Origin of the sequence: Parafrigoribacterium soli (assembly GCF_040227235.1) — a bacterium.
In the GTDB taxonomy this organism is placed as follows: domain Bacteria; phylum Actinomycetota; class Actinomycetes; order Actinomycetales; family Microbacteriaceae; genus Parafrigoribacterium_A; species Parafrigoribacterium_A soli.
In genome coordinates this window covers 234,837-247,226 of the sequence record NZ_JBELNZ010000002.1, presented here as the reverse complement: position 1 = coordinate 247,226, position 12,390 = coordinate 234,837, and the positions used below count along the sequence as shown (strand labels likewise).

Here is a 12,390-nt window from a genome sequence, read left to right as displayed (position 1 = left end):
GCAGCGTGACTACGACATGGTGTGACGAACTCGGTGTATTCGACCTCGAAACGACGGGCATTGACGTTGAGGCGAGTCGCATCGTCTCGGCGCACGTCGGCGTGATCAATACGCACGGCGAATGTATAGAACGATTCGACTGGCTAGCGGATCCGGGAATCGAGATTCCGCTGCAGGCCAGCGCCGTGCACGGGATCACGACCGAACGCGCTCGTGCGGAGGGTCGCATAGCGGCGGAGGTCGTGTCCGAGATCGTTGACGCGCTGCGTGGCCTGTTCGCTCGCGGGCTTGCCGTGACGATCTACAACGCGCCGTATGACCTCACCCTGCTCAATCGAGAGGCCATCCGCTACGGAATCGCGCCGCTCGACACGCCCTCTCCGATCATCGACCCGCTCGTGATCGACAAGGCGCTCGACAGGTACCGCAAGGGCAAGCGCACCCTGGAGGCGGCCGCGCTCCTATACGGCGTCGAACTGCTCGACGCGCACGATGCCGGTGCGGATGCGATAGCCGCGGGCAGAGTGGCCCAGGCGATCGCCCGCGCGTACCCCGATGGCCTCGGAGCAGACGTGACCGAGCTTCACGGCCTGCAGGTCGGTTGGTGTGCCGAGCAGGCCGCGAGCTTCCAGGAGTACATGCGCCGCACCAGGCCCGACTTCACGACCTCTGGCGGCTGGCCAGAGCGCTAGCACCGGCGCTAGCGCTGGCGCCAGTACCAGCGCTTAAGCGAAGAAGGCGACCCGCGGTGCGGGTCGCCTTCCGTGAAGAGCTGTGTGTTGTCGATTAGACGCCGAAGCCCTTGTAGCGGGAGTTGAACTTCTCCACGCGGCCGGCGCTGTCGAGGATGCGCTGCTTGCCCGTGTAGAACGGGTGCGAAGCCGACGAGATCTCGACGTCGATCACGGGGTAGCTGTTGCCGTCTTCCCACTCGATCGTCTTGTCGCTGCTCGCGGTCGAGCGGGTCAGGAAGGTCGCACCCGACGCGAGATCGCGGAAAACGATCGGGGCATAAGTGGGGTGGATGTCAGACTTCATGGTTGTTCCTTGGATTGACGTCGGTGTGGATGCGCGCATACTCGCCGCGCACAAGCTGCAAAAGACTTGGCAGAGCAGGCCAGCTATCTACGATATCAGAACTACGCGGCCCTCGCGGTGAAGCGGCCGTTGTTGTGCTCGACCGTGAGCTCGAGACCGAAGGTCGCACTGAGATTCTCCGAGGTCAGCACCTCGTCGATCGGACCGGCAGCCTGCACCGCTCCGCCCCGCAGCAGCAGCGCGTTGCCGAAGCCGCGCGGGATCTCTTCGACGTGGTGGGTGACCATGATGATCGCCGGCGCCTCGGGTGCGCTGGCATAACCGCCAAGCAACTGCAGGAGCTCTTCACGAGCGCCGAGGTCGAGGCTTGCGGCAGGCTCGTCGAGCAGCAGCAGTTCAGGGTCCGTCATCACGGAACGAGCGATCTGCACGCGCTTTTGTTCGCCATCGCTGAGATCGCCGAATCGGCGCTGTTCGAGCGCGTCGAGCCTCCATTCGGCGAGCACTCGCTGCGCCCTGCGTACGTCAATCTCCTCGTAGGCCTCGTTCCAGCGACCCGTGACGGAGTATGCGGCGGTCAGGACGACGTTCAGCACGGTCTCGCTCGGCGGGATCCTGCGCGCGAGTGCCGTGGAAGCGAAGCCGATGCGGGGTCGCAGCTCGAAGACATCCGTGGCACCGAGGCGGTCATCGAGGATGTGAGCGGTACCCGAGGTGGGGTGCATCATCGCGGCGGCCACCTGCAGCAGCGTGGTTTTGCCCGCACCATTGGGTCCGAGCACGACCCAGCGCTCGTCTCCATCGATCGTCAGAGTCACTGAATTGAGGATCGGATTTCCATCGCGAACGACGGTGACGTCGGAGAGCTCGAGAACGCTGGCCATGCCTCAACCCTAACGCGAGACGGCAGTGAGCCGACGCCGCCACGAGGCTGTCTTCGGGCTGCGTCTCAGAGGAGCGAGCGGTAGATCTCCTGGGTCCTGCGGCTGATCCTGTCCCAGCCGAACTCGCGTTCTGCGCGGGCACGACCGGCCTCGCCCATACGCTCGGCGACCTCTGGGTCCGACACGACCTCGGCGAGAGCCCTCGCCAGGTCCTGCACGAAGCGTTCCGCATCCACGGGGGTCCCGGTTCCGTCCTGCAGCTGCTCGATCGGCACGAGTCGCCCGGTGACGCCATCCTCGACGACCTCGGGAATTCCGCCAGTGGCGGTTCCCACGACGGGTGCGCCGCAGGCCATCGCCTCAAGGTTCACGATTCCGAGTGGCTCATAAATCGAGGGGCAGACGAATGTCGTGGCCGCCGTGAGCACGGCAGACAGCTCGTGCTGGCTCAGTAGACGCTCGATCCACACCACACCGCTGCGGTTCGCCTGCAGGCTCGCCACGCCCGCGCGCACCTCCTCGAGGATCTCAGCCGTATCCGGGGCTCCGGCGCAGAGCACAAGCTGCACCTCGGGCGGGAGCAGTGCCGCCGCCCTGAGCAGGTACGGCAGACCCTTCTGCCTCGTGATCCGACCGACGAAGACCACGGATGGTCGCGAGGGATCGATGCCGAGGGAGCCGAGCAGGTCGTCATCCGACACCGGGTGCCAGCGCTCGAGGTCGATTCCGTTGTGCACCACGTGCACCCTCTGTTCGTCGAGGGTCGGGTACGAGCGAAGGATGTCGGCGCGCATTCCATGGCTCACGGCGATGACCGCATCGGCCTCTGTGAAGGCACCGCGCTCGAGCCAGCTTGAGACGCGGTATCCGCCGCCGAGCTGCTCCGCCTTCCACGGCCTGAGCGGCTCGAGGCTGTGCGCGGTGACCACGTGGGGAATGCCGTGCAGCAGCTTGGCGAGGTGTCCCGCACCGTTGGCGTACCAGGTGTGCGAGTGCACGAGATCTGCGCCGGCCACGTCCTGTGCCATTTGCAGGTCGACGCCGATGGTGGCGATCGAGGGATTGGCGCCGGTCAGTTCGGCCGGGACGAGGTAGTTCTGCACACCGGGCTCGTCGCGCGGCCTGCCGAAGCAGCGCACGACAACATCGAGATCGGCACGCAGGGAGCGCACGAGCTCGGCAACATGCACACCTGCTCCCCCGTAGACCTCCGGCGGATATTCACGGGTAACGACGTCGACTCTCACATCAGGAACGCTAGTACACGAGGCGCCCCACCCTTACTCTGGGAGCATGGCGACCAAGAAGATTTTCGGGATTGTGCTGGCCGGCGGCGAAGGCAAGCGGCTCATGCCGCTCACGGCAGACAGGGCAAAACCGGGTGTGCCCTTCGGCGGCAACTACCGACTGATCGACTTCGCGCTCTCCAACCTGATCAACTCGGGCCTGCGGCAGATCGTCGTCCTGACCCAGTACAAGTCGCACAGCCTCGACCGTCACGTCTCGCAGACCTGGCGCCTGTCCGGGCTTACGAACTCGTACGTGGCTTCCGTTCCCGCGCAGCAGCGCCTCGGCAAGCGCTGGTTCGCAGGCTCCGCGGATGCCATCCTGCAGAGCCTGAATCTGCTGAGAGACGAGAAGCCCGACATCGTCGTCGTGGTCGGTGCCGACCACGTCTACCGCATGGACTTCAGCCAGATGATCGACGCGCACATCCAGTCCGGTGCCGGCGTGACCGTCGCGGCCATCCGTCAGCCGATCGGTCTCGCCGACCAGTTCGGTGTCATCGAAACGAGTGCAGACGACCCGACCAGGATCGCCGCCTTCCACGAGAAGCCGAAGAACCCGATCGGGCTCACCGACTCCCCCGGCGAGGTTCTCGCCTCCATGGGCAACTACGTGTTCGACGCGAAGGTGCTGATCGACGCGGTACTCCGCGACGGTGAATCACCGGAGTCGAACCACGACATGGGCGGCGACATCGTCCCTGACTTCGTCGCTCGAGGCGACGCGGCCGTGTATGACCTCAATCGCAACGAGGTGCCGGGCGCGACCGACCGCGACCGCTACTACTGGCGCGACGTGGGAACCATCGACTCGTTCTTCGACGCGCATCAGGACCTCATCTCGGCGCTGCCGATCTTCAACCTGTACAACACCGAGTGGCCGATCCACAGCCAGCAGTTGAACTCACCGCCGGCGAAGTTCGTGCGGGATGCGCATGGAAACGTCGGCACGACCATCGATTCGATCGTCTCGCTCGGTTCGCTGCTCTCCGGTGCGCACATCGAGCGGAGCGTGCTCGGACCGTGGGCCACGATCGAGTCCGGCGCGAAGGTCACGGATTCGATCGTCTTCGACCGGGTGCGTATCGGGCCGAACGCCGTCGTGCGGAGGGCTATTCTGGACAAGGAAGTCGTGGTTAACGAAGGCGCGACTGTCGGTGTCGATCCGGAAGCCGACAAGGCGCGCGGGTTCACCGTCACGGACTCCGGCATCACCATTGTCGGCAAGGGTGTCCACGTCGTTTAGATCCTCCTCGCGCTGACCTTTCCCGGTGCGCGACCGCACAGGAATGGCCACACGAATACATGGCACAGACCCTCCTGCCCGGGTTTCTCGTCGTCCTTGACGTCGATTCGACCCTCATCGAGAACGAGGTCATCGAACTTCTCGCCGAAGCCGCCGGTTCCCTCAGCCGCGTGGCCGACATCACCTTCCGCGCGATGAACGGCGAACTCGACTTCGAGCGGTCTCTTCGCGAACGCGTCGCGACCCTCGCCGGCCTCGATGACGGCGTTTTCGAGCGCGTGGCCGCACAGATCCGGGTGACCGCCGGTGTCGCCGAGATGATCGACGGCGTGCACGCGGCGGGCGGCAAGGTTGCCGTCGTCTCCGGCGGCTTCCACGAGCTCGTGGATGACCTCGCCGAGCGCCTCGGGCTCGACTACTGGCGTGCCAACCGGCTCGAGGTCGTCGACGGCAGGCTCACCGGTGGGCTCCACGGCCCCATCATCGACGCCGCCGCGAAGGCAGCGACTCTGCACGAATGGGCTTTGGATGCCGGCGTCCCGATGCGTCAGACGGTCGCGGTGGGCGATGGTGCGAACGACCTGCCCATGATGGCCGCAGCTGGCCTCTCGGTGGCGTTCGATGCCAAGGCTCCGGTGCGCGACGAGGCAGACCTGATCATGGATCGCCGCGACCTCGGACAGTTGCTGCCACTGCTCGCGCTGCGGGGCTAGTGCCCCATTCCGAGGCCGCCGTCGACAGGGATGACGGCACCGGAGATATACCCGGCGTCGTCTCCGGCGAGCCATGCGATGACCTTCGCCACCTCGGCGGGAGTGGCAAAGCGACCGATGGGAATCGACTTCAGGTACTCGGCCTGCTGTGCCTCGGGCAGCTCTGCCGTCATGTCCGTCTCAATGAATCCGGGAGCCACGACGTTCGTCGTGATGTTGCGTGAGCCGAGTTCCCGCGTGAGCGACCGCGCCATGCCGATGAGTCCGCTCTTCGACGCCGAGTAGTTGACCTGACCGGCCGAGCCCAGCATTCCCACGACGCTCGAGACGAGTACGATACGACCGAATCGTGCCTTGAGCATTCCCTTCGAGGCGCGCTTCACCACCCGGAAGGCCCCGGAGAGGTTGGTGTCGATCACCGACGTGAAGTCCTCCTCGCTCATCCGCAGCAGGAGCGTATCCCTCGTGATCCCCGCGTTCGCGACGAGCACCTCGACTGGGCCGAGCTCACGCTCGATCTCGGTGAAGGCCTCATCGACCGATGCGGCATCCGTCACATCCGCTCGAACGGTGAGCGCGCCGACCGGCCCGCTGCCCGAACGCGCGGTCACGGCGACGCGGTGACCGGCGGCGATGAATTCTTCGGCGATGGCGAAGCCAATGCCCCTGTTTCCTCCGGTGATCAGTACGGTCCTGGGCGTGGTCATAGCTCTCACTTTCGCGGGGATCGGCACTTTCGCCGAATGGGATTCAGCCACCGGAGGAACGACACCGGCACTACCGGCGAACTTCCACAATCTTAGTCTTAGGCTTGGGGTGAACCCATGGCCAAGCAACAGTCGATCACCTCCCTCCCGCGGTCCCCAGAAGACGACCGTCGCAGCCGCATGCTCAAGTACTCCCTGACCATGGGCATCCGCCTGGTCTGCATCGTGCTGTGCCTGTTCGTGCAGGGGTGGTGGCTACTGGTCTGCGCCGCCGGAGCCATCGTTCTGCCGTACATCGCGGTCGTACTCGCGAACAGCGTCAGCCGGCCATCGACCACTCCGGTGATGCGGCCCGGCACGGTCGTGCCCGTGCGTCCCACCGACCCGCCCAAGCAGTGACCCTATGACGAACGCCGAATCCCCGGGCGAGCAGGTGTGCTCGCGCGCCGGCTGCACGAACCCGGCCCTCTGGAACGTCAACTGGCGCAACCCCAAAATCCATACGCCCGACCGGGTGAAGGTCTGGCTCGCCTGCGACGAGCATCGAAATTTCCTGTTCCACTATCTCGCGACGAGGTCGTTTCCCGTCGTGGTGACTCCGCTCGACGAGCACGTGGACCGCGTGCCCGATGCACCGGTCGATGCGCCGTGAGCGGTTGGCGCATCCTCCTCACGCGACGCTGGCTCGGTTATCTCGCGTTTGCGATCGCCTTCGCCATCGCGTGCGCGTTTCTGTCATCGTGGCAGTTGGCCAGGGGCAAGCAGGCGGTGGCGGCGAACGCGGTTGTCACAGCCAACTTCGATGCTCCGCCCATCGCGCTCGACGAGGCGCTTCCGAGCCTCACGTCGTTCCGAGCGGAGCAGGAATGGCGTCGAGTGCGTGCGACGGGGCATTACCTGCCGGATGAGCAACTACTCGTGCGCAACAGGCCGACGAATGCCGGGCCCGGTTTCGAGGTACTCACTCCCCTGCGCCTCGCCGACGGTTCGATCTTCATCGTTGACCGCGGCTGGGTGCCGACGGGCGATCGGCAGGACGCCCCGGATTCCGTGCCCGCGCCACCGGATGGCGAGGTCACGGTGACCGCGAGGCTCAAGCCCGCCGAGCCGAAGTCGGATTCGCGCGGCGGCAGCGGCAATCAGATCGCCACTATCGACCTGAAGCAGGTCAGCGCGCGCGTCCACGGCCGGGTGTACACGGGAGCGTATGGACTGCTCGCCTCGCAGACGCCCGCGGGAAGCCCGATCACGCCCGTGCAGGCCACGGCACCGGTGCAGGACGAGGGTCTGCACTGGTCATACATGATCCAGTGGGTCATCTTCGCCCTCATCGGGTTCTTCGGTCTCGGCTACGCCGTTCGGCAGGAGTATCGCCTCCGCAACGCCGAGGACCCCGCCGAGCGCGAGCGTGCGGAGGAACGGGCGCGCAGGCGCGCTGCGAAGAAGAGCGATGCGGATGTCGAGGACGAGATCCTCGACGGAGCCCTGCGCTAGCCGCGCCGCTGCCGATCAGGCCAGCGACACCAGTTCCGCGTAATCCCGGTTCCACATGTCCTCGACGCCATCGGGCAGGATGAGCACGCGCTCGGGGTTCAGCGCCTCCACAGCGCCCTCGTCGTGGCTCACCAGCACGACCGCGCCCGCATAGTTCGCGAGCGCATCCAGGATCTCCGTCCTCGACGCGGGGTCGAGGTTGTTGGTCGGCTCGTCGAGAAGTAGCACATTGGCACCGGAGACGACGATCATCGCCAGCGCGAGACGCGTCTTCTCGCCTCCCGACAGCACGCCGGCGGGCTTGTGCGAGTCGTCTCCTGTGAACAGGAAGGAGCCGAGCACGCGCCTCGCCTCGGTCTCGGTGATGTTCGGTGACGATGACACCATGTTCTGCAGCACGGTGCGCTTCACATCGATCGTCTCGTGTTCCTGCGCGTAGTAGCCGATGCGCAGTCCATGGCCGGGTTCCACCTGGCCGGTGTCGGGCTCATCGACGCCCGCGAGGATGCGCAGCAGCGTCGTCTTGCCCGCTCCGTTGAAGCCGAGCACCACGACCTTCGTTCCGCGATCGATCGCGAGGTCGACGGCCGTGAAGATCTCCAGCGAACCGTAGCTCTTGCTGAGGTTGCTCGCCATGAGCGGGGTGCGGCCGCAGGGCGCGGGTTCGGGGAAGCGCAGCTTGGCCACGCGGTCCGCAACGCGCACGTCTTCGAGACCGGAGAGCATCTTTTCGGCGCGCCGCACCATCTGGTGCGCGGCGGCCGCCTTCGAGGCCTTCGCGCCGAACTTGGCCGCCTGCAACTGCAGCACTGAGGCCTTCTTCTCGACGTTTGCGCGTTCCTTCTTGCGACGCTCCTCGTCCGCGGCGCGCTGGCGCAGGTAGTGCTTCCAGCCCATGTTGTAGATGTCGATCACCTGGCGGTTCGCGTCGAGGTAGAACACGCGGTTCACGGTCTCTTCGACGAGCGCGATGTCGTGGCTGATCACGATGAGCCCGCCCTGGAAGGCCTTGAGGAACTCCCTGAGCCACACGACGGAGTCGGCATCCAGGTGGTTCGTCGGCTCGTCGAGCAGCATCGTCTCGGCACCCGAGAACAGGATGCGCGCGAGTTCGATCCGGCGACGCTGCCCGCCCGACAGGGTCGAGAGCGGCTGGTCGAGAATGCGGTCCGGCAGGCTGAGGTTGCTCGCGATGGATGCCGCCTCCGCCTCGGCCGCATACCCGCCGAGGGCGAGGAATCGGTCTTCGAGCTTGCCATAGCGGTCCATGGCGGCGGAGCTCACCGCGGTGTCACCGCTGCCCATCGCATGCTGGGCCTCCTGCATACCGAGCACGATCTGCCCGAGGCCACGGGCATCCAGGATGCGCGTTCTCGCGAGATCTTCGGGGTTGCCACTGCGCGGATCCTGCGGCAGGTAGCCCACCTCGCCGACGCGATCGATGGTGCCGCCGGTGGGCTGGCCTTCTCCGGCGAGGATCTTCGTCAAAGTGGTCTTACCCGCTCCGTTGCGGCCGACCAGGCCGACTTTATCGCCGCGTTCGATGCGAAAGGTGACGTCCTCCATGAGCACCCGGGCACCAACCCGCAGTTCGACGTCGTGCACGCTGAGCACAGGCAAAGTCCATTTCTTTGTGTTGCCGCGACAACGGAAGCCAAGGGGGTAGGCACCTAGTATATTTCGTGAGCGGTGCATGAATGCCCGCACTCGAAGGAGAACGAATGTCCAACCTGACTCTTGCCATCGGCCGCCCGACCATCGCCGACCGTGTTTTCGCACGCGGCCTTCCCATGGATATAGCCCTCATCGCTGCAGGCGCCGGGCTCACGGCGATAGCAGCTCAGGTAAGCATTCCGATCTGGCCGGTGCCGATTACGGGCCAGACGCTCGCCGTCCTGCTCGTCGGCAGCACGCTGGGCGCGCTTCGCGGCACGCTCTCGATGGTGCTCTACGCTGTCCTCGGAATCGTCGGACTGCCGGTCTTCAGCGATGCAACCCATGGCATCAACGTCATTCTCGGCCCGACAGGTGGCTACATCGTCGGCTTCGTCCTCGCGGCAGCGCTCACCGGATGGCTCGCACAGCGCGCCTGGGATCACCGCATCGTCGGTGCGATCCTGTCCTTCTCCGCGGGAACCGTCGTGACGTTCGCGATCGGACTCCCCTGGCTCGCCGCGACTCTCCACCTGAACCTCGAGCAGACGCTGGAGGCCGGCCTCTACCCGTTCATCCTCGGCGGCGCCGTGAAGGCGCTCATCGCGGCGGCCATCGTGCGGTTCTCCTGGCACCAGATCGCGGCGGCAGACGATCGCGACGAGCGGGACCGCGGCTTCTAGAACCAGATTAGAACCAGAAAGGGTCGCCGACGCGGCTGCTCACATGGCGAAGCCGAGGGCTCGCATCATGTCGCGGCCGTCGTCGGTGATCTTGTCCGGTCCCCACGGCGGCATCCAGACCCAGTTGATCCTGAACTGGTCGACGACGCCGTGCAGCGACTCGGCTGTCTGCTCCTCGATCACGTCGGTGAGCGGGCAGCCAGCAGACGTCAGCGTCATGCTGATGATGAGCGCGTCGTTCTCGTCGTCCCAACTGAGGTCGTAGATCAGGCCGAGGTCGACGATGTTGACCCCGAGTTCAGGGTCCATAACATCCTTGAGCGCCTCTTCGACCTGGTCGAAGACGGCGGGAGCCAATGCGACAGCCATAGAACTAACCTACTTTCGACTCTGCGAGATAGCGATCATAGCCCTCGTTCTCGAGAGTATCCGCGAGCTCGGGGCCGCCACGCTCGGCCACGCGGCCGTTGACGAAGACGTGCACGAAGTCTGGCTTGATGTAGCGCAGGATGCGCGTGTAGTGGGTGATGAGCAGGATGCCGAGGCCGGTGTTCTCCTTCGCGCGGTTCACACCCTCCGACACGATCTTGAGCGCATCGACATCGAGCCCGGAGTCGGTCTCATCGAGAATTGCGAAGCGCGGCTTGAGAACTTCCAGCTGCAGGATCTCGTGGCGCTTCTTCTCGCCACCCGAGAAGCCCTCGTTGACGCTGCGATCCGCGAACGACGGGTCCATGCGCAGGTTCTTCATGGACTCCTTGATCTCCTTCATCCACCCGCGGATGGCCGGCGCTTCACCATCGAGCGCGGTCTTGGCGGTGCGGAGGAAGTTCGACACGGCGACTCCGGGGATCTCCACCGGGTACTGCATGGCGAGGAAGAGACCGGCGCGTGCCCGAGCGTCCACGGTGAGCGAGAGCAGGTCGACGCCATCGAGCGTCACGCTGCCGCTCTCGACGTGGTACTTCGGATGCCCCGCGATCGTGTACGCGAGCGTGGACTTTCCGGAGCCGTTGGGTCCCATCACGGCGTGGGTCTCGCCGTCGCGCACGGTGAGGTCGACGCCCTTGAGGATCTGCTTCGCTCCCTGCTCGGTCTCAACGCTGACGTGCAGGTCTTTGATGTCAAGTACAGACATGGTCTGGCTGCTTTCCTTGGGTTAGTTGTTGAGGACGGGCGTCGGGTCGATATAGACGTCGCCATCCTGAATCGATACGGAGAAAACGGGTACCGGCTCGAAGGCCGGAAGAGTGAGTGCCTTGCCCGTAAGGAGCGAGAACTTGGAGCCGTGCGCCCAGCACTCGATGGTCTCGCCCTCGACGAAACCCTCCGCGAGCGAAATGTCCCCGTGAGTGCAGGTGTCTCCGATGGCGTGCACGACGCCGGCGGAGTCCCTGACCACGGCAATGGGAACGTCATCGATGACGACGCGCACCGCGGCTCCCACCTCGATTTCGGACTCGGCACAGATCTTGACGGGCATGGATCAGACCGCCTTGCTGTTCAGCAGTTCCGCCTCGATGGCGTCCTGCAGTCGAGACTCGAGCTCGGGGAAGCCGATCTTCTGCACGATCTCGGAGAGGAATCCGCGCACGACCAGACGGCGCGCCTCGTCCTCCGGGATGCCTCGCGCCTGCAGATAGAAGAGCTGCTCGTCGTCGAAGCGGCCCGACGCACTCGCGTGGCCAGCGCCGAAGATGTCGCCGGTCTCGATCTCCAGGTTCGGAATGGAATCGGCACGCGCACCCTCTGTCAGCAGCAGGTTGCGGTTCTGCTCATAGCTGTCTGTGCCGGGAGCACTGGGGCGGATGAGTACGTCCCCGACCCACACCGTTCGTGCCCCGTCGCCCTGAAGCGCGCCCTTGTAGCTGACTCTGGACTTCGTGCTCGGTGCATCGTGGTTGACGAACACCTGCTGCTCGAGGTGCTGACCGCCGTCGGCGAAGTAGACGCCGTACAGCTCGGTGTCGCCGCCCTCGCCGCCGAGGTGGACGGAGGGATTGATGCGCAGTACCTTGCCGCCGAGCGACACGAGTACGTGCTTGAGGTGTGCGTCGCGCTGCACCTCGGCGAAGTGGCTTGCCAGGTGCACGGCGCCGGAATCCCACTCCTGTACCGAGACGACAGTGAGGTTCGCGCCCTCCTCCACGAGGATTTCGACGTTCTCGGTCAGTTGGGCCGAGCCACTGTTGTCGATGATGACGAGACCATTGCTGTGCTTCTTGGCGGTGATCACGAGGTGGGCGGCGCGAGCAGCGGGACCGAAGGAACTGCGGGCGATCGTGACGCGCGACGGCTCTTCACCGTCGATGGTCACGGCAAGCGCGCGCGTGAAACTGCTCCAGGCGTTGGCGGATGCGCGCTCCTCCGGCGTGCCCACCCCGCCGATGCGAGGATCGTCGCGGTCGATCCAGTCGACGGAGACGTTGCCCGCGGACGTGAGGTCGAACTCGTATTCGCCGCCGTCGGGCGTTTCGGTGAGGAGGGTGCGGAGCAGCGCAACGGGCGTGTGCTTCCACTCGGCCTCGAGCCCCGTCACCTGTTCGAAGTCAGAAACGTCGAACGAGCTGTAGCGCGCCGATCGCGTCTGCACGGGGATGAGACCCCAGCCACCGTCGGTGTGCTGCTTGGAACCGAGACGCGAGTGGTCGATCTGGGCTGAGTCTGTGGGCAAGGTCGTAGGAAT

General features: G+C 65.3%; 16 protein-coding genes. 7 read left to right on the top strand and 9 right to left on the bottom strand.

Annotated features, from left to right (window positions below):
* Positions 1-5 precede the first annotated feature (5 nt).
* Positions 6-692, top strand: coding sequence for an exonuclease domain-containing protein (locus ABUA37_RS05380; protein ID WP_349898103.1), 687 nt, complete (start codon positions 6-8; stop codon positions 690-692).
* Between the two features lie 94 nt (positions 693-786).
* Here the strand turns inward: ABUA37_RS05380 and ABUA37_RS05375 are convergent, their stop codons facing one another.
* The 3 genes from ABUA37_RS05375 to glgA form a co-directional block, all read right to left on the bottom strand.
* On the bottom strand, positions 787-1,038 hold the full coding sequence (locus tag ABUA37_RS05375; protein WP_349898102.1) for a type B 50S ribosomal protein L31: 252 nt from the start codon (positions 1,036-1,038) through the stop codon (positions 787-789).
* A gap of 101 nt (positions 1,039-1,139) precedes the next feature.
* The gene (locus ABUA37_RS05370) at positions 1,140-1,922 is read right to left on the bottom strand and encodes an ABC transporter ATP-binding protein (RefSeq protein WP_349898101.1); all 783 of its coding nucleotides are present in this window, start codon (positions 1,920-1,922) and stop codon (positions 1,140-1,142) included.
* 65 nt (positions 1,923-1,987) lie between these two features.
* Positions 1,988-3,169 (bottom strand): glycogen synthase, encoded by a 1,182-nt coding sequence (gene glgA / locus ABUA37_RS05365; protein ID WP_349898100.1) that lies wholly within the window; start codon positions 3,167-3,169, stop codon positions 1,988-1,990.
* A 46-nt stretch (positions 3,170-3,215) separates the two neighbouring features.
* Between glgA and glgC the strand changes: the two genes are divergently transcribed.
* Both glgC and serB read left to right on the top strand, forming a co-directional pair.
* Positions 3,216-4,454 (top strand): glucose-1-phosphate adenylyltransferase, encoded by a 1,239-nt coding sequence (glgC, locus tag ABUA37_RS05360; protein WP_349898099.1) that lies wholly within the window; start codon positions 3,216-3,218, stop codon positions 4,452-4,454.
* A gap of 59 nt (positions 4,455-4,513) precedes the next feature.
* The gene (gene serB, locus ABUA37_RS05355; RefSeq protein ID WP_349898098.1) at positions 4,514-5,167 is read left to right on the top strand and encodes a phosphoserine phosphatase SerB; all 654 of its coding nucleotides are present in this window, start codon (positions 4,514-4,516) and stop codon (positions 5,165-5,167) included.
* Here the strand turns inward: serB and fabG are convergent.
* A complete protein-coding gene (gene fabG, locus ABUA37_RS05350; protein WP_349898097.1) occupies positions 5,164-5,874 on the bottom strand; it encodes a beta-ketoacyl-ACP reductase in 711 nt (236 codons plus the stop codon). The two genes, serB and fabG, sit on opposite strands and share 4 nt — an antisense overlap.
* A 117-nt stretch (positions 5,875-5,991) precedes the next feature.
* Here fabG and ABUA37_RS05345 point away from each other — a divergent pair, with 117 nt between their 5' ends.
* From ABUA37_RS05345 to ABUA37_RS05335, 3 genes are read left to right on the top strand one after another with little or no spacing between them, the layout of a single operon-like run.
* Positions 5,992-6,273 (top strand): DUF3099 domain-containing protein, encoded by a 282-nt coding sequence (locus ABUA37_RS05345; RefSeq protein ID WP_349898096.1) that lies wholly within the window; start codon positions 5,992-5,994, stop codon positions 6,271-6,273.
* A gap of 4 nt (positions 6,274-6,277) precedes the next feature.
* Positions 6,278-6,526, top strand: a complete 249-nt coding sequence (locus tag ABUA37_RS05340) for a hypothetical protein (protein ID WP_349898095.1) — start codon at positions 6,278-6,280, stop codon at positions 6,524-6,526.
* Positions 6,523-7,368, top strand: a complete 846-nt coding sequence (locus ABUA37_RS05335; protein WP_349898094.1) for an SURF1 family cytochrome oxidase biogenesis protein — start codon at positions 6,523-6,525, stop codon at positions 7,366-7,368. The genes ABUA37_RS05340 and ABUA37_RS05335 overlap by 4 nt, the downstream gene beginning before the upstream one ends.
* A 15-nt stretch (positions 7,369-7,383) precedes the next feature.
* On the opposite strand, the gene ABUA37_RS05330 is transcribed toward ABUA37_RS05335, so the two are convergent.
* Positions 7,384-8,982: an ABC-F family ATP-binding cassette domain-containing protein gene (locus tag ABUA37_RS05330; protein ID WP_349898632.1), complete on the bottom strand. Its 1,599-nt coding sequence runs from the start codon at positions 8,980-8,982 to the stop codon at positions 7,384-7,386.
* A gap of 107 nt (positions 8,983-9,089) precedes the next feature.
* Here ABUA37_RS05330 and ABUA37_RS05325 point away from each other — a divergent pair, with 107 nt between their 5' ends.
* Positions 9,090-9,704 (top strand): biotin transporter BioY, encoded by a 615-nt coding sequence (locus tag ABUA37_RS05325; protein WP_349898093.1) that lies wholly within the window; start codon positions 9,090-9,092, stop codon positions 9,702-9,704.
* Between the two features lie 39 nt (positions 9,705-9,743).
* On the opposite strand, the gene ABUA37_RS05320 is transcribed toward ABUA37_RS05325, so the two are convergent.
* From ABUA37_RS05320 to sufD, 4 genes are read right to left on the bottom strand one after another with little or no spacing between them, the layout of a single operon-like run.
* Positions 9,744-10,073 carry a metal-sulfur cluster assembly factor gene (locus ABUA37_RS05320; protein WP_349898092.1) on the bottom strand — a complete coding sequence of 110 codons (330 nt, stop codon included), beginning with the start codon at positions 10,071-10,073 and terminating at the stop codon, positions 9,744-9,746.
* A gap of 4 nt (positions 10,074-10,077) precedes the next feature.
* On the bottom strand, positions 10,078-10,842 hold the full coding sequence (sufC, locus tag ABUA37_RS05315; protein WP_349898091.1) for a Fe-S cluster assembly ATPase SufC: 765 nt from the start codon (positions 10,840-10,842) through the stop codon (positions 10,078-10,080).
* A 21-nt stretch (positions 10,843-10,863) separates the two neighbouring features.
* Entirely contained in the window at positions 10,864-11,187 is a 324-nt protein-coding gene (locus ABUA37_RS05310; protein ID WP_349898089.1) for a non-heme iron oxygenase ferredoxin subunit, read from the bottom strand.
* 3 nt (positions 11,188-11,190) lie between these two features.
* Positions 11,191-12,378 carry a Fe-S cluster assembly protein SufD gene (gene sufD / locus ABUA37_RS05305; protein WP_349898088.1) on the bottom strand — a complete coding sequence of 396 codons (1,188 nt, stop codon included), beginning with the start codon at positions 12,376-12,378 and terminating at the stop codon, positions 11,191-11,193.
* Positions 12,379-12,390: the final 12 nt, after the last annotated feature.

Excerpts from the sequence above, each read along its gene's own strand:
- ABUA37_RS05375 (WP_349898102.1), bottom strand. The coding sequence starts at position 1,038 with ATGAAGTCTGACATCCACCCCACTTATGCCCCGATCGTTTTCCGCGAT.
- ABUA37_RS05370 (WP_349898101.1), bottom strand. The coding sequence starts at position 1,922 with ATGGCCAGCGTTCTCGAGCTCTCCGACGTCACCGTCGTTCGCGATGGA.
- glgC (WP_349898099.1), top strand. The coding sequence starts at position 3,216 with ATGGCGACCAAGAAGATTTTCGGGATTGTGCTGGCCGGCGGCGAAGGC.
- serB (WP_349898098.1), top strand. The coding sequence starts at position 4,514 with ATGGCACAGACCCTCCTGCCCGGGTTTCTCGTCGTCCTTGACGTCGAT.
- fabG (WP_349898097.1), bottom strand. The coding sequence starts at position 5,874 with ATGACCACGCCCAGGACCGTACTGATCACCGGAGGAAACAGGGGCATT.
- ABUA37_RS05345 (WP_349898096.1), top strand. The coding sequence starts at position 5,992 with ATGGCCAAGCAACAGTCGATCACCTCCCTCCCGCGGTCCCCAGAAGAC.
- ABUA37_RS05340 (WP_349898095.1), top strand. The coding sequence starts at position 6,278 with ATGACGAACGCCGAATCCCCGGGCGAGCAGGTGTGCTCGCGCGCCGGC.
- ABUA37_RS05325 (WP_349898093.1), top strand. The coding sequence starts at position 9,090 with ATGTCCAACCTGACTCTTGCCATCGGCCGCCCGACCATCGCCGACCGT.
- ABUA37_RS05320 (WP_349898092.1), bottom strand. The coding sequence starts at position 10,073 with ATGGCTGTCGCATTGGCTCCCGCCGTCTTCGACCAGGTCGAAGAGGCG.
- sufC (WP_349898091.1), bottom strand. The coding sequence starts at position 10,842 with ATGTCTGTACTTGACATCAAAGACCTGCACGTCAGCGTTGAGACCGAG.
- ABUA37_RS05310 (WP_349898089.1), bottom strand. The coding sequence starts at position 11,187 with ATGCCCGTCAAGATCTGTGCCGAGTCCGAAATCGAGGTGGGAGCCGCG.